Origin of the sequence: Sphingomonas sp. S-NIH.Pt3_0716, assembly GCF_003950715.1 — a bacterium.
GTDB classification, from domain to species: Bacteria; Pseudomonadota; Alphaproteobacteria; order Sphingomonadales; family Sphingomonadaceae; genus Sphingobium; species Sphingobium yanoikuyae_A.
On record NZ_QLJK01000013.1, the window covers coordinates 33,416 to 52,875 of the forward strand.

A 19,460-nucleotide genomic window follows, 5' to 3' on the forward strand; every position below is an offset into this window, starting at 1 on the left:
CGCGGCGGGTATGCCGCGCCCGGAAAGGAAGGTTGCTCAGCCGCGTTCTCCGGAACGGGGCGGCGCCGGCGGCGGCGGCGGGGGCGGACAGGGCGGCCCCTGGATCGGGTGATAGATGCCATCCGACGTGTAATAGCCGTCGACATAGCCATCGCCGTTGCGGTCTGCGGCCACCGTGCCGGCAATCGCGCCCGGCCCCAGCGGCGGCGCGCTGGTCACCGGCGCATCATTTTTCGAGCAGGCGCTCAGCGCCAGCAGGCTACCGGCGACCAGCGCCATTGTCTGGATTTTCATACCATCTCCCTGTGCGCCACGATCCTGTCGCGACGCCAATTGGACCCACTGCCGGGATGCAGTGCGACGACAACGGTTCAGGGGCGAAATGGAATCCATTACCCTTGTGCAATGACGGCAGGACGTGCCTCAAGCGCGCCCAGCTGTTGAGCATATAGGATCAGTCGCGGACCCAGTCGGCGGAAGCGATACCCTGCGCATAGAGCAGCACCGACAGGTCGCCATGGACGATCTCGGCCGCTGCCGCTGCGCGGGTCTTGGGCTTGGCATGATAGGCGACGCCCAGCCCCGCCCCCTCGATCATCGGAATGTCATTGGCGCCATCGCCCACCGCCAGCGTCAGCGCACGGTCAATCCCGCCGTCGATCGCGGCCTCCAGTTCGGTGCGCTTGCGCGCGGCATCGACGATCGGCACGGTAACGGTGCCAAGCAGCGCGCCATCGGCGATTTCCAGTACATTAGCGACATGGACGTCGAAGCCGATTTCCGCCGCCACCGGCCCGGTGAAGCGGGTGAAGCCACCCGACACGAGCAGCGTCCGAGCACCACGCGCCTTCATCGTACGCACCAGTTCGCGCGCACCGCCCATGATCACCACCCGCTCCTCGCGGCATTGGTCGATCGCGCTGTCGGGCAGGCCTTTCAGCAGGGCGACGCGGCCATGCAGCGCGCCTTCGAAATCCAGCTCGCCGCGCATCGCCCGTTCGGTGATCTCGGCGATCTGCGGCTTGATCCCGGCATAGTCGGCCAGTTCATCGATGCACTCGACCGTGATCATGGTCGAATCCATGTCGGCGATCAGCAGCTTCTTCTCGCGGCCCTGCGCCATCTGCACGATCACGTCGACCCGATCGCCAATGTCGGTGAGCGCAGCGCGCGCGGTGACGGGATCGCTGCCGAAGAAAATATCGGCCGCCTTGCCCTCGTCCAGCCAGACGCTATCGACCGGGGCGCAGCCGGCAGAGGCCAGCCGTCCGGCCGCTTCGGCAATATCCGCCTGTTTCAGGGTCTCAACTGCCACTAAGGTCGCGACGAACATGAACACTCCCGCACATATGCCGGGCGAATCCCGCCCACCGGTCGCGCTTATTGCCGGGCCGACCGCCAGCGGCAAGAGCGCGCTCGCCGTCCGCCTGGCCCAGATCGCCGACGGCATCGTCATCAATGCCGATGCCAGCCAGGTATATGCCGACCTGGCGATCCTGTCCGCCCGCCCGTCGCAAGAGGAAATGGGCGGCGTGCCGCATCGCCTGTTCGGCCATATCGACGGAGCGGAAGCCTGCTCCGCCGCGCGCTGGGCCGCCGAGGCCAGGGCGGAGATCGACGCCGCCCATCAAGCCGGCAAGCTGCCCGTGCTGGTCGGCGGCACCGGCCTTTATATACGGACCTTGCTCGACGGTATCGCGCCGGTGCCGGAAATCGACGCCGATATCCGCGCCGCCGTCCGCGCCATGCCGGTGACGCAGGCGCATGAAGCATTGCGCAGCGAAGACCCGGAGGCCGCCGCCCGCCTCGCCCCGGCCGACACCACCCGCGTTGCCCGCGCGCTGGAAGTGGTGCGATCGACCGGCAAGCCGCTGAAGATATGGCAGCAGCACAAGCAGGGCGGCATCGCCGACCGGATCAGCCTGTCCCCGATAATCCTGCTGCCGCCGCGCGACTGGTTGATCGAACGGTGCGACCGGCGGTTCGAGCTGATGGTCGATCAGGGTGCCGTTGCCGAGGTGGAGGCGTTGTTGCCCCGCAACCTCAATCCCGACCTGCCAGTGATGCGCGCGATCGGCGTGCCGGAAATCGCCGCCTGGCTCAAAGGTGACATCGATCGTGACACGATGATGGCCCGTGGCCAACTCGCCACGCGCCAATATGCCAAACGCCAATATACCTGGTTCTCCAACCAGCCGCCGCAGGACTGGCACCGCGAAAAGAGATCGATTGATGCTGAAATTGCCAATGAATTAGCAATTAAATTACAACAATAGGGATTGACCACGCATTTTATGTCCTCTAGACGCTGGCGCCTTGCCAATGCGGGCGCGACGGCGCAGACCCGCGAGCCAGCATCTTAAAAAAGAGGAGTTTCATCGTGGCCGAAAAGAGCGGCGCGGACATTTTGGTCGAGTGCCTGGTTGATCTGGGCGTCGAAGTTGTGTTCGGCTATCCGGGCGGCGCCGTGCTGCCCATCTATGACGCGCTCTATAATCACCCCACGATCAAGCATGTCCTAGTGCGCCACGAGCAGGGCGCGACCCACATGGCGGAGGGCTATGCCCGTTCGACCGGCAAGCCGGGCGTCGTCCTGGTCACCTCCGGTCCGGGCGCGACAAATGCCGTCACCGGTATCACCGACGCGCTGCTGGATTCGATCCCGATGATCGTCATCACGGGTCAGGTGCCCACGCAACTGATCGGCACCGACGCCTTCCAGGAAGCGGACACGGTCGGCATCACGCGCCACTGCACCAAGCATAATTATCTGGTGAAGGATCCGGCCAAGCTGGCCGGCGTCGTCCATGAGGCGTTCCATATCGCCACCACCGGCCGCCCCGGCCCGGTCGTCGTCGACATTCCCAAGAATGTCCAGATCGCGACCGCGCCCTATGCCCGGCCGGAACTCAAGGTCCATGCCAGCTATCATCCGCAGACCAAGGCGGATGCCGCCGCGATCGACGCGGCGGTCGAGATGCTGGCCGCGGCGGAACGGCCGATCTTCTACACCGGCGGCGGCGTCATCAATTCGGGTCCGCAGGCCAGCGCCCTGCTGCGCGAACTGGCAGCGATGACCGGCGCGCCCGTCACCTCGACCCTGATGGGCCTGGGTGCCTTCCCCGCTTCGTCCGACCAGTGGGTCGGCATGCTGGGCATGCACGGCACCTATGAAGCCAATTGGGCGATGAACCAGGCGGACCTGATCCTGTGCATCGGCGCGCGTTTCGACGATCGCGTCACCGGCCGGCTGGACGCTTTCGCGCCCAACAGCCGCAAGGTGCATATCGATATCGACCGCAGTTCGATCAACAAGATCGTCGACGTCGATGTCGCGGTCGTCGCCGATGTCGGCAGCGCGCTGGAAGACATGATCGCCCTGTGGAAGCAGCGCGGCCATGAAAAGGCGGACCTGTCGGGCTGGTGGGCGCGGATTGCCGAATGGCGTGCCAAGAAGAGCCTGTCCTACCCCGAAAGCGGCAGCGAGATCATGCCGCAAAAGGCGATCGCGGACCTCTACAAGGCGACCCGCGCGACCGGCAAGGACATCATCATCACCACCGAAGTCGGCCAGCATCAGATGTGGGCGGCCCAGCATTTCGGTTTTGAAGAACCGAACAAGTGGCTGACCTCGGGCGGCCTGGGCACGATGGGCTATGGCTTCCCCGCCGCCATCGGCGCGCAGATGGGCAATCCCGACAGCATCAGCATCTGCATCGCCGGCGACGCCTCGATCCAGATGAACATCCAGGAAATGGGGACGGCCAGCCAGTATCGGCTACCGGTGAAGATCTTCATCCTGAACAATGAATATATGGGCATGGTCCGCCAGTGGCAGGAACTGACCTATGAAAGCCGCTATTCCAACAGCTATTCGGACAGCCTGCCCGACTTCGTGAAGCTGGGCGAAGCCTATGGCTGGACCGGCATCCGCATCGAAGGGCCGCAGGAACTGGAGGCCGGCATCCGCCAGATGCTGGAAACCGACGGTCCCGTGATCGTCGACTGCCGCGTGGCAAAGCTGTCCAACTGCTTCCCGATGATCCCGTCGGGTGCGGCCCATACCGAAATGCTGCTCGATCCCAACCAGATCGAAGGCGTCATGTCGGACGAGGCAAAGGCACTGGTGTGACCACCCCCGCCAAGGTCCGCATTTTCGTGACCGAACCCTGGGATTTCGAACGGATCACAGGCACGACCGAACTCACCGGCTGGACCAGCGACCATGCTGACCCCGACAATGAGGAATGGGAAGTGCATCTGGATAGCGGGTTCGAATATCATGGCCTGCAGGTCGATCGGCTGCTGGCCGGCCCACGCTATGTGGGCGAACATCTCCTGCGGATGTTCGACGCGGTGACGGCCTTCCCCGTCCGCCTCGCCCACCCGCAGGACGATGATTGGCACTATGCCTTTATCGGCATGATCTCGCCGCGCCCCGAGCGCGAAGAAATGGAAGACGGGAACAGCATCTGATGCATATCCACGAAGAACAGAGCGAGCGGCACGTCCTGTCGCTGACGGTGTCGAACGAGGCGGGCATCCTGGCCCGTATCGCCGGCCTGTTCACCGCGCGCGGCTATAATATCGACAGCCTGACCGTGGCCGACATTACCGACGACCATGCGATCAGCCGCATCACCATCGTCACCAACGGCCCGCCCAAGGTGATCGACCAGATCATCGCCCAGCTCGACCGGCTGGTGCCGGTGCACAAGGTGACCGACCTGACCGACGCAGGCCCGTTCGTCGAGCGTGAACTGGCACTGGTCAAGGTCGCCGGCACCGGCGAGGACCGGATCGAGGCGCTGCGCCTGGCCGACGTGTTCCGTGCCAAGGTGGTCGACACCACGATCGAGAGCTTCATCTTCGAGATCACCGGCACGACCGAGAAGATCGACAATTTCGTCGGCCTGATGCGCCAGATCGGCCTGGTCGAGGTCGGTCGCACCGGCGTTGCCGGCCTGATCCGCGGCAAGGAGCCGGCCTGATATCTGCCCCTCTCCCACCGGGAGAGGGAGGGGCCCATCGCGCAGCGATGGGAGGGTGAGGGCGCGAAATGCGCCGACGCCCGGTGGTTCCCCCTCACCAACTTCGACTAGGGCCGGTCGGCCCAAGTCTTCGTATCCTCTCCCTCCAGGGAGAGGGTCAGGATATGAAAAGGGAAGACGAACAATGAAGGTTTATTACGATCGCGACGCAGACATCGGCCTGATCAAGGGTAAGAAGGTCGCCATTCTGGGCTATGGTTCGCAGGGCCACGCCCATGCGCAGAATCTGCGCGACTCCGGCGTTGCCGAAGTCGCCATCGCCCTGCGCCCCGGTTCGCCCAGCGCCAAGAAGGCCGAAGGCGCCGGTTTCAAGGTGCTGCCGAACAAGGAAGCCGCCCAGTGGGCCGACGTGCTGATGATCCTGGCGCCCGACGAGCATCAGGCCGCCATTTATGAAGCCGACATCAAGGGCAATCTGCGCCCCGGCGCAGCACTCGCCTTCGCCCATGGCCTGAACATCCATTTCGGCCTGATCGAAGTCCCCGCCGACATCGACGTCATCATGATCGCGCCCAAGGGCCCCGGCCACACCGTGCGCGGCGAATATCAGCGCGGCGGCGGCGTGCCCTGCCTGATCGCCGTCCATCAGGACGCGACCGGCAACGCCCATGACATCGCCCTGTCCTACGCTAGCGGAGTCGGCGGCGGCCGCAGCGGCATCATCGAAACCAACTTCCGCGAGGAATGCGAAACCGACCTGTTCGGCGAGCAGGCCGTTCTGTGCGGCGGCGCCACCGCGCTGGTCCAGGCCGGTTTCGAAACCCTGGTCGAAGCCGGCTATGCCCCGGAAATGGCCTATTTCGAGTGCCTGCACGAGTTGAAGCTGATCGTCGACCTGATGTATGAAGGCGGCATCGCCGACATGCGCTACTCGATCTCGAACACCGCCGAATATGGCGACATCAAGACCGGCCCGCGCATCATCACCGAGGAAACCAAGAAGGAAATGAAGCGCGTTCTGGCCGACATCCAGTCGGGCCGCTTCGTCAAGGACTTCATCCTCGACAACCGCGCCGGTCAGCCGGAGCTGAAGGCCAGCCGCAAGCAGGCCGCCGCCCACCAGATCGAAAAGACCGGTTCGCAGCTGCGCGCCATGATGCCCTGGATCGGCGCCAACAAGCTGGTCAACAAGGACAAGAACTAAGTCCTTTCGCGCACCGGAAACGGAACGATCCGTTTCCGGTTACGCCTCTGGAACAATCGAGGGACGTGGCATATTCTGTGCTGCGTCCCTTGAATGCTTTTGGAGAGCGTTTCCCATGCGCAAATATCTGATCTCTGCCGCTGCCCTGATCGCGGTCGCCGGCGGCACTGTCGTCATCGCCCAGGCCCCGATGGCCGTCCCCGGCAGCAAGGATGTCGCCAAGGTCAGCGGCGGCACCTACAGCGTCGAACCCAGCCACACCCAGATCGTCTTCGCCTATGACCATATGGGCTTCACCAACAATATGGGCGTCATCACCCAGCCGACCGGCACGCTGACGCTGGACAAGGCCAATCTCTCGGCTTCGAAGGTGTCGATCACCCTGCCGATCGCCAACCTCACCACCGGCATCCCGGCACTGAACGAGCATCTCGCCAAGCCCGAATTTTTCGACGCCGCCAAGTTCCCGACCGCGACCTTCGTGTCGACCGGCGTGAAGCCCGACGGCGCGACCGGCGCGGACATCACCGGCAACCTGACCATCAAGGGCATCACCAAGCCGGTAACGCTGGATGCCGAATTCTATGGCGCCGGTGCGAACCCGATGAACAAGAAGGAAAATGTCGGCTTCGTCGCGACCGGCACGATCAAGCGCAGCGATTTCGGCATGGGCGGCTTCGTCCCCGTCGTCGGCGACAATGTCGAACTGAAGATCATCGTCGCCTTCCAGAAGTGATGCGATGATCCCCCGCCCGGCCCGCGCGATCCTGCTTCTGAGCCTGATCGCGTGCGGGCCGGCGGTGGCCAGTCCGGATGGCGGCCCTGCGCTCTATGCGCCGGGCCGCTATCTGGTGGATGGCGCAGCGACCAAAGTCCACTTCCATGTGAAGGCGCTGGTCGGCGGCTATGAAGGCGATTTCACCCAGCCCGAAGGCATGGTGCTGATCGACGCCACCCGGCCCGAGCGGGCCGACGTCGATATCAGCTTCCCGGTCGAGAAGATGACCACGGGCGATGCTTCGACCGACGCCATGCTGAAAGGCGACAGCTTTTTCGACATGGCCCATTTCCCGATCGTGCGCTTCACTGCACAGGATGCGCCCCTCGTCGGCAGCGACAGCGCGACGATCATTCCCGGCGAACTCACCATGCACGGCCAGACCCGCGCGGTCGCCCTGTCGGTCCGGCTGACCGGTGTCACGCCCGACGAAGCGCCCGGCATCGCTACCCTTCACTTCACCGGCAGCATGAGCGTCGAACGCAGCCAATATGGCATGGGCTTTGGCCGCCCCTTCGTGTCGGACAAGGTCGACCTGACCATCGACGCAATTTTCCGTCGCGCCTGACGCCCCTTTCGCAAGAAACGGCTTTACGCTCCTCCTGTCCGCGTTTATGGGACAACATCATGCAGAGCGTCGCGCTTCTTACCCTGCTACGACTTACACGCCCTTAGGCGTGGCTTTTGTGCTGCCTTCCGGCTAAGGGCAGCGTCGATCCGCCTAAGGGCATTCATCACAGTCAAGTCGTACCCCGGAGCGCGCAATAGCGTCCCGAGCCAGGAAGTAGTTTGATCCCATGATGCTGACCGATCCTTCGCAGAAATACCGCCCCTTCCCCCAGGTGGACCTGCCCAATCGCCAATGGCCGTCTAAGGTCATCACCAAGGCGCCCCGCTGGCTGTCGACCGACATGCGCGACGGCAACCAGTCGCTGATCGACCCGATGAATGCGGAAAAGAAGCGTCGCTTCTTCGACCTGCTGGTCAAGGTCGGCGTCAAGGAGATCGAGGTCGGCTTCCCCGCCGCCGGTGCCACCGAGTTCGACTTCATTTCGGGCCTGGTCAAGGAAGGCGCCATCCCCGACGATGTTATGCCCCAGGTGCTGACCCAGGCGCGCGAAGACCTGATCGCCACCACCTTCGAAAGCCTGCGCGGCGCGAAACAGGCGATCGTCCATGTCTATAACGCGATCTCGCCGGCCTGGCGGAACATCGTGTTCCAGATGGAACGCCCCGAAATCAAGCAGATCGCGATCAACGCCGCCAAGCTGCTGCGCGACAATGCGGCGCGCATGCCCGACACCGACTGGCATTTCGAATATAGCCCCGAAACCTTCTCGACCGCCGAGCTGGATTTCAGCCTGGAATGCTGCGAGGCGGTGATGGACATTCTCCAGCCGACCCCTGAGCGCCCGCTGATCCTGAACCTGCCGGCCACGGTCGAGTGCGCGACCCCCAACATCTATGCCGACCAGATCGAATGGATCTGCCGCAACATCTCGCGCCGCGACAGCGTGGTGATCTCGCTGCACACCCATAATGACCGGGGCACCGGCGTCGCCGCCGCGGAACTGGGCATCATGGCGGGCGCCGACCGCGTCGAAGGCTGCCTGTTCGGCAATGGCGAGCGCACCGGCAATTGCGACCTGGTGACCGTCGCCCTCAACATGTACACGCAGGGCATCGACCCGGAACTGGACTTCAGCGACATCGACGAAGTCATCCAGACCGTTGAATATTGCAACCAGCTGCCCGTCCACCCGCGCCATCCCTATGCCGGCGAGCTGGTGTTCACCGCCTTTTCGGGCAGCCACCAGGACGCGATCAAGAAGGGCTTTACCGCGCAGGAAGCGCGCAACGACCTGTTCTGGAACGTCCCCTATCTGCCGATCGACCCCAAGGATCTGGGTCGCGACTATGAGGCGGTGATCCGCGTCAATTCGCAGTCGGGCAAGGGCGGCGTCGCCTGGGTGCTGCAGCAGGACAAGGGCTACAAGCTGCCCAAGCGGATGCAGGCCGATTTCTCGAAGGTGGTGCAGGCGCTGGCCGACCAGTCGAGCCGCGAACTCAATGCCGCCGACATCTCGGCCGCGTTCGACGACTATTATCATCAGACCGGCGACCAGGCCTATAGCCTGATCGACTATCATGAGAGCGGCAGCGCGGGCGATCGCATCTTCACGGGCAAGATCGTCCATGAAGGCGGCGAGCGCTCGATCTCGGGTCGCGGCAACGGCCTCATCTCGTCGGTGCTGGCCGCGCTGCGCGACGAACTGGGCGTGGTGCTGGAGGTCGCTGACTATAATGAGCACGCCATCGGCGCCGGCACCGACGTGAACGCCGCCGCCTATGTCGAATGCCGCACTGCCGACGGCCGCACCGTCTTCGGCATCGGCACCGACAGCGACGTCGCGACCGCATCGGTCAAGGCCGTCCTCTCTGCCGCCAATGCGGTGGCTGTGCGGGGCTGATATCCATCCGTTCGCCCTGAGCGAAGTCGAAGGGCACGGCCGACCATCGGGAGGCCACTTCGCTTCGCTCAGTGTCGGGCTTCGACTTCGCTCAGCCCGAACGGATTAAAGATAGCCGTTACTTCGCCAGCGCCCGCACCACGCTGTCCCACTGGGCCAGTGATGCGGCGATGCCCGCCACCGGCACCCGTTCATTGAGGCCATGGGCAAAGCCGTCCTCGGCCTTCATGAACAGGCTGGAGACGCCATAGCTGGGCACGCCCAGCGCGCGGAAATAGAGGCTGTCGGTCGCGCCGGCCGACATGCCCGGCATGACCGTGATCGCGGGCGAGCGCGCCTTGATCGCGGCGGCCACCGCCTTCACCACATCGTCGCGCAATGGCGAGGCATCGCTGCCGGTCGGGTCATTGAGCGTGGTGAAGGTCGCGCTTTGATCATCCACCACCTTGACCAGTTGCGCCTTCACGTCGTCGATCTTCACGCCGGGAAAAATCCGGCAATTGACGCTGACCTTGGCACTTTGCGGCAAGGCATTGAGCGCATGACCGCCCGACAGCATGGTCGCGACGCAGGTGGTGCGCACCTGCCCGACAAATTCCGGCCGGCTCGACAATAGTTCCGCCGAGGCCGGATCCTGGGTCGCGGCATAGAGGCGCATCGCCTCCCCCACATCGCCACCGATCCGCTGCGCCGACAGGCTGAGCGACGCCTTGGTCAACTCGTTGATCATCGGCGGGAACCGATAGGCCGCGATCCGGTCGATCGCCTTGGCCAGCCGATAGATCGGGTTGCCCGGCGTCGGTGCGCTCGAATGGCCGCCCGGATCGGTGAAGCCGATCTCGAAATCGGCATAGGTCTTCTCGCCCGCCTGCAACTGGTAGAGGACAGGCTTGCCCGTCTCGTCGAGCAGACCGCCGCCGCCATCGCCGTTCAGCAACAGCTCGGCATCCTTGTACTTGGCCGCCAGCGCCTTGGTGGTGACCATGTTGGTCTCTTCGTCGCCCGACAAGAGCAGGATGACGGTGCGGCGCGGGGTCCAGCCCTCCTTCTTGAGTTGCGCCAGCGTCGCGACCATCATCGCCACGTCATATTTATTATCTTCCGACCCGCGCCCGAAAATATAGCCATCCTCCTCGACCGGGACGAAGGGATCGCGCGTCCAGTCGGCGCGGTTGGCGGCCACCACGTCCATATGACCGATCATCAGCATCGGCTTCAGGCTGGGGTCGCGCCCCTTGATCGTTGCCGCCAGGGTCGCGGTCTCGCCCATCGGGGTGATGACGATATCGGCATCGGCAAAGCCCGCCTGCTTGAGCACCGACGCATAATAGGCCGCGAGCGCCGGCACCTGCCCCGCGCCCTCGACCGTCTTGAACGCGACCGATCGCTTCAATATCTCCTTGGCCGCACCAGCGTCCGCCGCCGCCTGCGCCCCGATCGGCATTGCCAGCACCACCCCCGCCAGCAATATCCCCCGCAATTGCATATATTTATACTCCCTGATGGACCCGAGCAGCGATTGTGGCATAGCGGATCGCGCCGTTCCATGCGTTTGATCGAACGGCGCGCGGAAAGAGGGCCACCTTATCCGCACTGAACCCCTTGAAAGAATTGCTTGCGCGCAATCGGACAGATGCCATCCGATATAGCGCGCCGGTCGTCCAAAGGAAAAATGCCATCATGGCCCTCAATTATCGCAGCTTCGGCTTCCAGGTTCTGCTCGGCATGGTCGTGGGCCTTGCCCTCGGTCTCGTCGCGCGCCAGATCGGCGCAGGCCCCGATGGCGACCTCAACTGGCTCGCGACCACGCTCAAGACGGTCGGATCGATCTTCGTCTCGCTCCTGAAGGCGATCGTGCCGCCATTGGTGTTCGCCGCGATCGTCGCGTCGATCGCCAATCTGCGCGCGCTCGACAATGCCGCCCGTCTTGCCGGCCAGACCCTGCTCTGGTTCGCGATCACCGCGCTGATAGCTGTCAGCATCGGCCTCGCCATCGGCCTGATCGTGCAGCCGGGCGCGGGCCTGCACGGCACCGCGCTCGCCATGGGCAAGGCGGATAGCGTCGGCGGCTGGCTCGATTTCCTCAAGGGGCTGGTGCCCGGCAACAGCCTGGCCCTGTCGGCCGGCACCAAGATCAGCGACGGCAGCGCCAGCACCAGCATCTCGTTCAACATCCTGCAGTTGCTGGTCATCTCGATCGCGGTCGGCCTTGCCACGCTCAAGGTCGGCGACAAGGCGGAGCCCTTCCTGTCCTTCGTCCGCTCGCTGCTCGCCGTCGTCCGAGCGATCCTGGGTTGGGTCATCCGCCTGACGCCGATCGGCTCGGCCGCGCTGATCGGCACCGCGATCGCCACCTATGGCTGGAGCGCACTGGCGCAGCTCGGCACCTTCACCGCCGCCATCTACCTTGGCCTCGGCCTCGTCCTGCTGGTCGTCTACCCGCTGCTGCTGATCGCCAATGGCCTGAAACCCGGCCCCTTCTTCGCCAAGGCTTGGCCGGCAATCCAGCTCGCCTTCGTCTCGCGCTCGTCGGTCGGCACCCTGCCAGTGACCGAGACCGTGACCGAGCGGCTGGGTGTCGACAAGGGCTATGCCGCCTTCGCGATCCCGCTCGCCTCGACCACCAAGATGGATGGCTGCGCCTCCATCTATCCGGCACTGGCGGCGATCTTCGTCGCGGGCTTCTATGGCATCCCGCTGCACTTCATCGACTATGTGCTGATCGTCTTCGTCTCGGTCATCGGCTCGGCCGCGACCGCCGGCCTGACCGGCGCGATCGTGATGCTGACCCTCACCCTCTCGACGCTGGGCCTGCCGCTCGAAGGCGCCGGCCTGCTGCTGGCGATTGACCCGATCCTCGACATGGGCCGCACCGCCGTCAACGTCGCGGGCCAGGTGCTGGTCGGCGTGATCGTCGCCAAGCGCGAGGGCATTCTCGACGAGAGCGCCTATTATGGCGAAGGCGAACTGGTCGCCGCCTGATCGAAAACCGGGCGGCGCGGGCGTTCCGCGCCGCCGTCAGGGCAGTTGGCCGCGCCCGGTCGCCGTCCAATAGATGCCGCCCATCAGATGGTCGAGATAGCGCTGATCGCGATACATCTCGCCATTATGGCCCAGCGTGGTGACGAACACCCGCCCCTTCTCATAAGCATGATACCAGGCGACGGGATGCTCCCGCCCCATCGGTTTCGCCACCTGCCCCGGCCAGATTTTGGTCGGGTCGTAGCTGCTTTCCTCGACATTCAGCACCGGATGGATCGTCACCTTATAGGGGTTGGCGGTGACATAATATTCGTCGGTCCAGACCCAGCGATCGGGCAGGCCATAGGTGGCGGGAAATCCCTTGTCGGTCGGCGTCACCACCGCCGTCTGCACCATCGGATGGATGACGAAGCTGCGCCCGACCATCTTCTCGTACCAGGCCCATTCGCCCGGCGGCGTGATGAGCGCGCGATGCACGACGATGGCATTGCCGCCCGCCCGCATATAGGCCTCGAACCTGGCGCGCTGGGCCGGGTTCAGTTCCTCGCCCGGCGTGTTGAGGAACATCACCGCCGCATATTGGCTGAGATCGCCGTCAAAGACCGAGGTGTTGTTGGCCCAGGTGAAGCTGAAATCATGCAGCTTGCCCAGATGCTCCAGGCTGTCGCGCGCGATCGGGATATATTCATAATGATATTTGTTCGGGATGGCGAGGACGAGCAGCTTATACTGGTCCTCCGCCTGCACCGCTGCGGGCACCGACAGCGCCAGCAGGGTGATCAGCGCCCCGGCCTTGTTTCTCATCCGCCTGTCTCCTTCGCTCGCCTATCGCTAGGGCAGGCGGCGACGGAAAGATAGCGCTCCCATGGTCGTAATCAGCCCGGTAGCAGGCCGATCGCGTCCACTTCGACCAGGCATTCATGATGAAGTTCGGGCGCGGGCACCACCGTGCGCGCCGGCCGGGCGTCGCCCAGCATCTGCGCATAAATGGCGTTGAAACGCGGCCAGTTCTCGACGCCGACGATATAGGCGGTGACGCGCGCGATCCGCTCCGTCCCGCATCCTGCCTCTGCCAGGATCGCCAGCATATTGCCGATCGCCAGCCGCGCCTGATCCTCGAACGACAGGTCGCTGCGCGGCCCCTGCCCCGCCACCACCGGCAATTGCCCCGACACGAAGATAAAGCCATTCGCAATCGTCGCCTGCGCATAATGGCCGGCGGGTGCCGGCGCCTTGTCGGTCTCGATCCGCGTCACGTCCATCACCATCCTCCAAATCGCGGCCAGACCGCTTCCACCGCATCGCTGCCGCCCCGCACCACATGATAGCGATCATGCTGCGCCCCGGTGGCACAGGCATGATTGGGCAATATCCGCACCCGATCACCCACCGCCAGGTCCGGCAGCGCGCCCGATGCCCCCGGCCGCAGCGCGATGATGCCATGTTCCTGATTGGCATCGACCAGGACCAGATCGCCATAGGGCCGCCCGTCCCGGTCGCAGACCAGGCCATAGCCCTGATCGACATCCTGTTTCGCCGTGCCGCGATCGCGCGACATCGCCATCCAGCCGGCATCGACCAAGATCCAGCCCTTGTCCCGCTGATGCCCGATCACCGTCGCCAGCACCGACAGGGCGATGTCGTCCACCGAACAGATGCCGATCCCGGCCATCACCAGATCGAAGAAGACGAAGACGCCGGCGCGCACCTCGGTCACGCCGCTCAGGTCCGTGGCATGATGCGCGGTCGGGGTCGATCCGACGCTGATCACCGGGCAATCATGTCCCGCCTCTTTCAAGGTCCGCGCCGCCGCCAGCACGGCATCCCGCTCGGCATCGGCGCAGGCGCGCAGTTCCGCCGCGCCGCGCGCGCCATAGCTGCCGCCGGCATGAGTCATCACGCCGCGCAATGCGCCGCCCTGCGCCAGCGCCGCGCCGATCGCCCGCAACCGCGCCGCATCGCCGGGCTGCACGCCCGACCGATGGCCGTCGCAATCAATCTCGATCAACGCCGGAATGGCCGTGCCGGCCGCGCGCGATGCGGCCGCGACCGCCTCCGCCTGCTCGACCGAATCCAGCACGATCGCCAGGTCCACGCCCTGCGCCCGCAGCGCCAGTATCTCGGGCAACTTGGCCGGGCTGATACCGACCGCATAAAGAATGTCCTGCACCCCGGCCGCCGCAAAGCGGCGCGCCTCCTGCAGGGTCGATACCGTCGCCGGCCCCTGCGGCGTCGGCATCAGCCGCTGCGCGACCTCGACCGACTTGGCGGTCTTGAGATGCGGCCGCATCCCCACGCCCAGCCCGTCCAGATGCGCGCGCAGCCGCGTAATGTTGCGATCCATCCGGTCGGCATCCAGCACCAGGCACGGCGTCGGCAAGCTATCGAGGGAGGACAGTTCATCGGAAAGGGCAGACATAAGAGGCTCCGTTGCTGACCCGCAGATTGCCGAGATGCGGCGGCTTTTCAACGGGCTCGACGGATTTCGGCAATTTTTCCTCCTCCGCCGCAGCCCCTTGCCCGACTCATTTTCTTCCGTTATTTCTGTTTTTACAGAAAGGAACGTCATGCCACTTCTCGACCATCCCGATGCCAAGGCGTTCCTGCTCCACTGGGGCGAGATGGGCACCCAATGGGGTGTCAACCGGTCGGTCAGCCAGGTCCATGCGCTGCTCTATCTGTCGGACCATCCCCTGCCCGCTGACGAGATTGTCGACCAGCTCGGCCTTGCCCGCTCCAATGTCTCGACCGCGCTCAAGGAACTGCAATCCTATGCGATCGTCCGCCGCGTCCATGTCGAAGGCGACCGGCGCGACCATTTCGTCGCCGAAACCGATCTGTGGGAAATGCTCACCCGCATCGCTGCCGAGCGCAAGCGGCGCGAGATCGACCCGACCATCGCCCTGCTCAACGACCTCGCCCAGCGGCTGGCCAAGGATGAGAGTTGCCCGCCCCATGTGCGCGAGCGCATCACCCGCATGCATGAATTCATGTCGACGCTCGGCAACTGGTATGAGCAGGTCAACAAGCTGCCCAAGTCGACCCTGATCGCCCTCATGAAGCTCGGCAACAAGATCGCCCGCTTCATCCCCACCGGCAAGAGCAAGGACTAATCGCTGCTGATCGATGCGCCCTGACACCCGATCGCGCCCAGCTATTTCGGAGTTTACAGAAATGTCTGACGCAAACGACGAAAGCCCTGACCCCATCGCCCCGCCCGTCCGCACCGGATCGGCCCCGCTGCGCATCGCCTCGGCCGTCGCGCTGGCCATGGCCTTTGCGATCACCGTCTATCTGCTGCTCGACGCTACCCGCGTGAACGGCCTTGTCAGCTTCACCTTCCTGCTGCTCCTGCCGGCCGCGCTCACCGCTTTCGTTGCCTATGTCGGCGACCCCTGGGCGGAGCGGTCGCGCCGCTATTATATGACGATGCCGCTCTGGCTGCTGGGCGCGACCATCCTCCTGTCCGTACCGGTGCTGAAGGAAGGGGTGATCTGCATCGTCATGCTCGCCCCGCTGTGGATCGTCAGCGGTCTGGCAGGCGCCTATGCCACCTACCGGCTGCGCGGCCGGGCCGGCGATCGCGGCACCAGCTATTGCATGGCGGTGCTCGCCATGCCGCTGATCGCGATGCAGGTCGAACCGATGATCCCCCTGCCCGACGCCACCGCCACGGTCAGCCGCTCGATCATCGTGGAGGCCAGTCCGGACCGGATCTGGCCGCTGCTGCGCGGCATTCCCGATGTCCGACCGGGCGACGGCACATGGACCTTCACCCAGGATGTGCTGGGCGTGCCCCGACCGCTCGGCGCCCATATGCTGGGCGACGGGATCGGCGCGGTCCGCATGGCCGACTGGGGCCGGCAGGTGCGGTTTCGCGAGCATATCATCGACTGGCAACCGGGCCGCAGCATCGGCTGGCGCTTCGATTTTCGCGGGCTCGACGCCTGGCAATTCACCGACCGGCACCTGATGCCCGACAGCGCCTATTTCAAGGTGACGACCGGCGGCTATCGCATGGAACCGGCCGGCCCCGGCCGCACCCGCGTCATCATCGACACCCATTATTGGATGCAGACCCCGGTCAATGGCTATTCCCGGCTGTGGGGCGAAATCTTCCTGGGCGACATCGAAAAGAACCTGCTCGCCCTCATCAAGCAGCGCGCGGAGCGCCCGGTCGCGCCCACCATCCTCTGACTGCCACAAGGAGATGAACCATGGTTGAAACCGCCTATGCCCTCTATCTGGTCATCACGCTCGCCATCACCATCTGGGTCGCGCGCACCCTGTCTAAAAATGGCGAGGTCTTCCTGACCCAATGTTTCGGCCATGATGCGCAACTGGCCCGGTCGACCAACCATCTGCTCGTCGTCGGCTTCTACCTCGTCAACATCGGCTTCATCACCCTGACGCTCAGCCTGGGGAAGGAACCGACCAGCTATGCCGAAACGATCCGCTTCCTCAGCGCCAAGATCGGCCTCGCCGTGCTCGTGCTGGGCGGAATGCATTTCTTCAACATGGGCGCGATCGCCCATTTCGGTCGCAAGGTGAATGGCTGGCTGCACGACGGCCACACCCAGGCTGCCTGATCGCCAGCCGGGGGGGGGTGCCCCGTCCTTCCCCCTTTCCGGGAGGTTCCGATGTCCCATGCCGATCCTGCCCATCTTCGCGGCGCCGGCCGCGCGATCCTGACCGCCGGCCCGCTGTTCATGACGCTCTATCTGGCCGCCGATCTCTATCGCCGCATACCCGATGCCATTACGGTGGATCTGGGCATCCTCATCATCCTGCCCCTCATATTGCTCTTCGCGTTGATCTTCGGCCCCTTGGTTGCCGCCATCCCGATCATCATCGGGACGACGTCGATGCGCGTCCTGGCATATCATTGCCCCCTTTTTGCACCCCGCGCCTTCTGGTTGCTCGCCGGTGCCGCCATCGGCTTCGGCGTGGCTTATGGCTGCGACCTATTGGGGGAAGTCCCCGATTTGAGCTTTGCCCTGATCGCCACCAGCGGCCTCAGCGGCTGGCTGGCCTACACGCCGGAATAGTATTTCCGCGCCCCTGTCCTATTGGATCATGGCCCGCTATACTGATTGCATCTCATAACAATATGTCCCACTGGCGTTCGGAAATTGCCGAATGTGCGGGAAAAGTGCGAAGTTAAGCGAAATATGTCCAATCATCAGATCCATGTCATCGGCGGCGGTCTCGCCGGTTCGGAAGCCGCCTGGCAGCTCGCCCAGGCCGGTATCAAGGTCCGCCTGTCGGAAATGCGCGGCACCGGAGAGATGACCCCGGCGCACCAGACCGACGGGCTGGCCGAACTGGTCTGTTCCAACAGCTTCCGTTCCGATGACGCGGACAAGAATGCCGTGGGTTTGCTGCATCAGGAAATGCGCCGCCTCGGCTCACTGATCATGGACCGCGCCGAACCGGCCAAGGTGCCGGCCGGCTCTGCTCTGGCGGTCGACCGCCATGTCTTTTCCGACGGCGTCACCCGCGCGCTGGCCGAACACCCCAATGTCGAGATCGTGCGCGAGCGGATCGACACGCTGCCCACCGAAGGCATGACCATCGTCGCCACCGGGCCGCTGACCGCCGCCGCGCTCGCCAGCAGCATCGGCGAAGCAGCCGGCATGGAGCATCTCGCCTTTTTCGACGCGATCGCGCCGGTCATCCATTTCGACAGCATCGACATGGAAGAATGCTGGATGGCCAATCGCTGGGACAAGATCGGCCCCGGCGGCGGCGAGGGCAAGGACTATATCAACTGCCCGATGAACAAGGAGCAGTATCAGGCCTTCGTCCAGGGGCTGCTCGACGGCGAGAAGACCGAGTTCAAGGAATGGGAGTCGAGCACCCCCTATTTCGAGGGCTGCATGCCGATCGAGGTGATGGCCTCGCGCGGGCCGGAAACGCTGCGCCATGGCCCGATGAAGCCGATGGGGCTGGACAATCCCAAGACCGGCCGCTGGCCCTATGCCGTGGTCCAGCTGCGCCAGGACAATGCGTCGGGCACGTTGTGGAACATGGTCGGCTTCCAGACCAAGCTGAAGCATGGCGCCCAGGTCGAGCTGTTCCGCACCATTCCGGGGCTGGAAAAGGCAGAGTTCGCGCGGCTGGGCGGGCTGCACCGCAACACCTTCATCCAGAGCCCCAAGCTGCTCGATCCGACGCTGCGCCTGAAAAGCGCGCCGCATATCCGCTTCGCCGGACAGATGACCGGGTGCGAGGGCTATGTCGAAAGCGCCGCCATCGGCCTCATCGCCGGGCGTTTCGCTGCGGCCGAGATATTGGGCCAGGACCTGGCGCCGCCGCCCGCCGACACGGCACTGGGCGCGCTGCTCGGCCATGTCACTGGCAATGTCGAGACCGCCGACTATCAGCCGATGAACGTCAATTTCGGCCTGTTCCCGACGCTCGACGACGTCAAGAAAAAGCAGCGCAAGGAAGCCTATACCGCTCGCGCCCGCGCCTCCTTCGGTCGCTGGCTGGGTGAGGTGGTGGAACCGGCCTGATCCGTCAGGGAAAGGCTCAGCATTTGCAGCGCGGTTTCGCCACCCGCTTCGGCGCGGTGGTGGCGAATTCGGCCGGGGTCAGCTTGCCGTCCTTGTCGGCATCGGCCCCGGCAAAGCGATCCGCGGTGGCCACCGCCCATTCCTCGAACGACAGGAGATTATCCCTGTTCGCGTCGAGTTGTTTGAACGCGGCGGTGCGGCTGCCCAGCATTTCGATCCGGCTGATGATGCCGTCGCGATTGCGATCATAGCGGGCGAAGCGCTTTTCCTCGCGGCTCTGGGGACTGGCCTCGCCGGGCATCGGCGGCGCCTCCCCGACCGCATCGGGATCGCCCTCTGGCAAGGCTTCGTTGGCTGGCGGTGGCGGCGGCGCGAGCAGCGCCTTGGGCGGCGGCTCGTTGGTCGCCCGCCCCTGCCACCAGAACAGGCCGGCCGCGACCAGCAGCAACGCCCCCATGCCACCTGCCAGCAACCGTCCCATCGCCCGCTCCCCCGTTCGTGACGGCAGCGAACCTA

At 64.6% G+C, this 19,460-nt stretch carries 21 protein-coding genes; 14 read left to right on the forward strand and 7 right to left on the reverse strand.

Features of this window, described 5'->3' with window-relative positions; all coding sequences use genetic code 11:
• Window positions 1-36: 36 nt before the first annotated feature.
• Window positions 37-294, reverse strand: coding sequence for a hypothetical protein (locus BRX37_RS12185; RefSeq protein WP_125987268.1), 258 nt, complete (start codon window positions 292-294; stop codon window positions 37-39).
• 160 nt (window positions 295-454) lie between these two features.
• On the reverse strand, window positions 455-1,333 hold the full coding sequence (gene serB, locus BRX37_RS12190; protein ID WP_125987270.1) for a phosphoserine phosphatase SerB: 879 nt from the start codon (window positions 1,331-1,333) through the stop codon (window positions 455-457).
• On the opposite strand from serB, the gene miaA reads away from it, so the two are divergent.
• The 8 genes from miaA to leuA all read left to right on the forward strand — a co-directional run bounded on the left by miaA (window position 1,332) and on the right by leuA (window position 9,444).
• On the forward strand, window positions 1,332-2,276 hold the full coding sequence (gene miaA / locus BRX37_RS12195) for a tRNA (adenosine(37)-N6)-dimethylallyltransferase MiaA (RefSeq protein WP_125987272.1): 945 nt from the start codon (window positions 1,332-1,334) through the stop codon (window positions 2,274-2,276). The genes serB and miaA overlap by 2 nt on opposite strands.
• Before the next feature lie 104 nt (window positions 2,277-2,380).
• Window positions 2,381-4,132, forward strand: a complete 1,752-nt coding sequence (locus BRX37_RS12200) for an acetolactate synthase 3 large subunit (protein ID WP_125987274.1) — start codon at window positions 2,381-2,383, stop codon at window positions 4,130-4,132.
• Window positions 4,129-4,476, forward strand: coding sequence for a hypothetical protein (locus BRX37_RS12205; protein ID WP_010337168.1), 348 nt, complete (start codon window positions 4,129-4,131; stop codon window positions 4,474-4,476). Before BRX37_RS12200 ends, BRX37_RS12205 begins: the two co-directional genes overlap by 4 nt.
• Window positions 4,476-4,991, forward strand: coding sequence for an acetolactate synthase small subunit (gene ilvN, locus BRX37_RS12210; protein ID WP_004211828.1), 516 nt, complete (start codon window positions 4,476-4,478; stop codon window positions 4,989-4,991). Before BRX37_RS12205 ends, ilvN begins: the two co-directional genes overlap by 1 nt.
• Before the next feature lie 184 nt (window positions 4,992-5,175).
• Window positions 5,176-6,195, forward strand: a complete 1,020-nt coding sequence (ilvC, locus tag BRX37_RS12215) for a ketol-acid reductoisomerase (protein ID WP_004211826.1) — start codon at window positions 5,176-5,178, stop codon at window positions 6,193-6,195.
• A gap of 115 nt (window positions 6,196-6,310) precedes the next feature.
• Complete coding sequence (locus BRX37_RS12220; protein WP_125987276.1) at window positions 6,311-6,931, forward strand: YceI family protein; 621 nt, start codon at window positions 6,311-6,313, stop codon at window positions 6,929-6,931.
• Between the two features lie 4 nt (window positions 6,932-6,935).
• Complete coding sequence (locus tag BRX37_RS12225) at window positions 6,936-7,541, forward strand: YceI family protein (RefSeq protein WP_125987278.1); 606 nt, start codon at window positions 6,936-6,938, stop codon at window positions 7,539-7,541.
• Between the two features lie 229 nt (window positions 7,542-7,770).
• Window positions 7,771-9,444, forward strand: a complete 1,674-nt coding sequence (leuA, locus tag BRX37_RS12230) for a 2-isopropylmalate synthase (RefSeq protein ID WP_125987280.1) — start codon at window positions 7,771-7,773, stop codon at window positions 9,442-9,444.
• A gap of 118 nt (window positions 9,445-9,562) precedes the next feature.
• On the opposite strand, the gene BRX37_RS12235 is transcribed toward leuA, so the two are convergent.
• Window positions 9,563-10,930 (reverse strand): M20/M25/M40 family metallo-hydrolase, encoded by a 1,368-nt coding sequence (locus tag BRX37_RS12235; RefSeq protein ID WP_318276675.1) that lies wholly within the window; start codon window positions 10,928-10,930, stop codon window positions 9,563-9,565.
• 194 nt (window positions 10,931-11,124) lie between these two features.
• Between BRX37_RS12235 and BRX37_RS12245 the strand changes: the two genes are divergently transcribed.
• Window positions 11,125-12,426: a dicarboxylate/amino acid:cation symporter gene (locus BRX37_RS12245; protein ID WP_125987282.1), complete on the forward strand. Its 1,302-nt coding sequence runs from the start codon at window positions 11,125-11,127 to the stop codon at window positions 12,424-12,426.
• A gap of 36 nt (window positions 12,427-12,462) precedes the next feature.
• Here the strand turns inward: BRX37_RS12245 and BRX37_RS12250 are convergent, their stop codons facing one another.
• The 3 genes from BRX37_RS12250 to BRX37_RS12260 form a co-directional block, all read right to left on the reverse strand.
• The gene (locus tag BRX37_RS12250) at window positions 12,463-13,230 is read right to left on the reverse strand and encodes a ThuA domain-containing protein (protein WP_125987284.1); all 768 of its coding nucleotides are present in this window, start codon (window positions 13,228-13,230) and stop codon (window positions 12,463-12,465) included.
• Between the two features lie 71 nt (window positions 13,231-13,301).
• Complete coding sequence (locus BRX37_RS12255) at window positions 13,302-13,688, reverse strand: RidA family protein (RefSeq protein ID WP_125987286.1); 387 nt, start codon at window positions 13,686-13,688, stop codon at window positions 13,302-13,304.
• Window positions 13,688-14,845: a DSD1 family PLP-dependent enzyme gene (locus BRX37_RS12260; protein WP_125987288.1), complete on the reverse strand. Its 1,158-nt coding sequence runs from the start codon at window positions 14,843-14,845 to the stop codon at window positions 13,688-13,690. The genes BRX37_RS12255 and BRX37_RS12260 overlap by 1 nt, the downstream gene beginning before the upstream one ends.
• Window positions 14,846-14,993: 148 nt before the next feature.
• On the opposite strand from BRX37_RS12260, the gene BRX37_RS12265 reads away from it, so the two are divergent.
• The 5 genes from BRX37_RS12265 (at window position 14,994) to trmFO (ending at window position 18,944) form a co-directional block, all read left to right on the forward strand.
• Window positions 14,994-15,539 carry a GbsR/MarR family transcriptional regulator gene (locus BRX37_RS12265; RefSeq protein WP_004211810.1) on the forward strand — a complete coding sequence of 182 codons (546 nt, stop codon included), beginning with the start codon at window positions 14,994-14,996 and terminating at the stop codon, window positions 15,537-15,539.
• Between the two features lie 61 nt (window positions 15,540-15,600).
• Window positions 15,601-16,623, forward strand: a complete 1,023-nt coding sequence (locus tag BRX37_RS12270) for an SRPBCC family protein (RefSeq protein ID WP_125987290.1) — start codon at window positions 15,601-15,603, stop codon at window positions 16,621-16,623.
• 20 nt (window positions 16,624-16,643) lie between these two features.
• Complete coding sequence (locus BRX37_RS12275; RefSeq protein ID WP_004211807.1) at window positions 16,644-17,015, forward strand: hypothetical protein; 372 nt, start codon at window positions 16,644-16,646, stop codon at window positions 17,013-17,015.
• A gap of 51 nt (window positions 17,016-17,066) precedes the next feature.
• Entirely contained in the window at window positions 17,067-17,474 is a 408-nt protein-coding gene (locus BRX37_RS12280; RefSeq protein ID WP_004211806.1) for a hypothetical protein, read from the forward strand.
• Between the two features lie 123 nt (window positions 17,475-17,597).
• Complete coding sequence (gene trmFO / locus BRX37_RS12285; RefSeq protein WP_048937311.1) at window positions 17,598-18,944, forward strand: methylenetetrahydrofolate--tRNA-(uracil(54)-C(5))-methyltransferase (FADH(2)-oxidizing) TrmFO; 1,347 nt, start codon at window positions 17,598-17,600, stop codon at window positions 18,942-18,944.
• Between the two features lie 16 nt (window positions 18,945-18,960).
• On the opposite strand, the gene BRX37_RS12290 is transcribed toward trmFO, so the two are convergent.
• The gene (locus tag BRX37_RS12290; RefSeq protein WP_125987292.1) at window positions 18,961-19,425 is read right to left on the reverse strand and encodes an EF-hand domain-containing protein; all 465 of its coding nucleotides are present in this window, start codon (window positions 19,423-19,425) and stop codon (window positions 18,961-18,963) included.
• Between the last annotated feature and the right edge of the window lie 35 nt (window positions 19,426-19,460).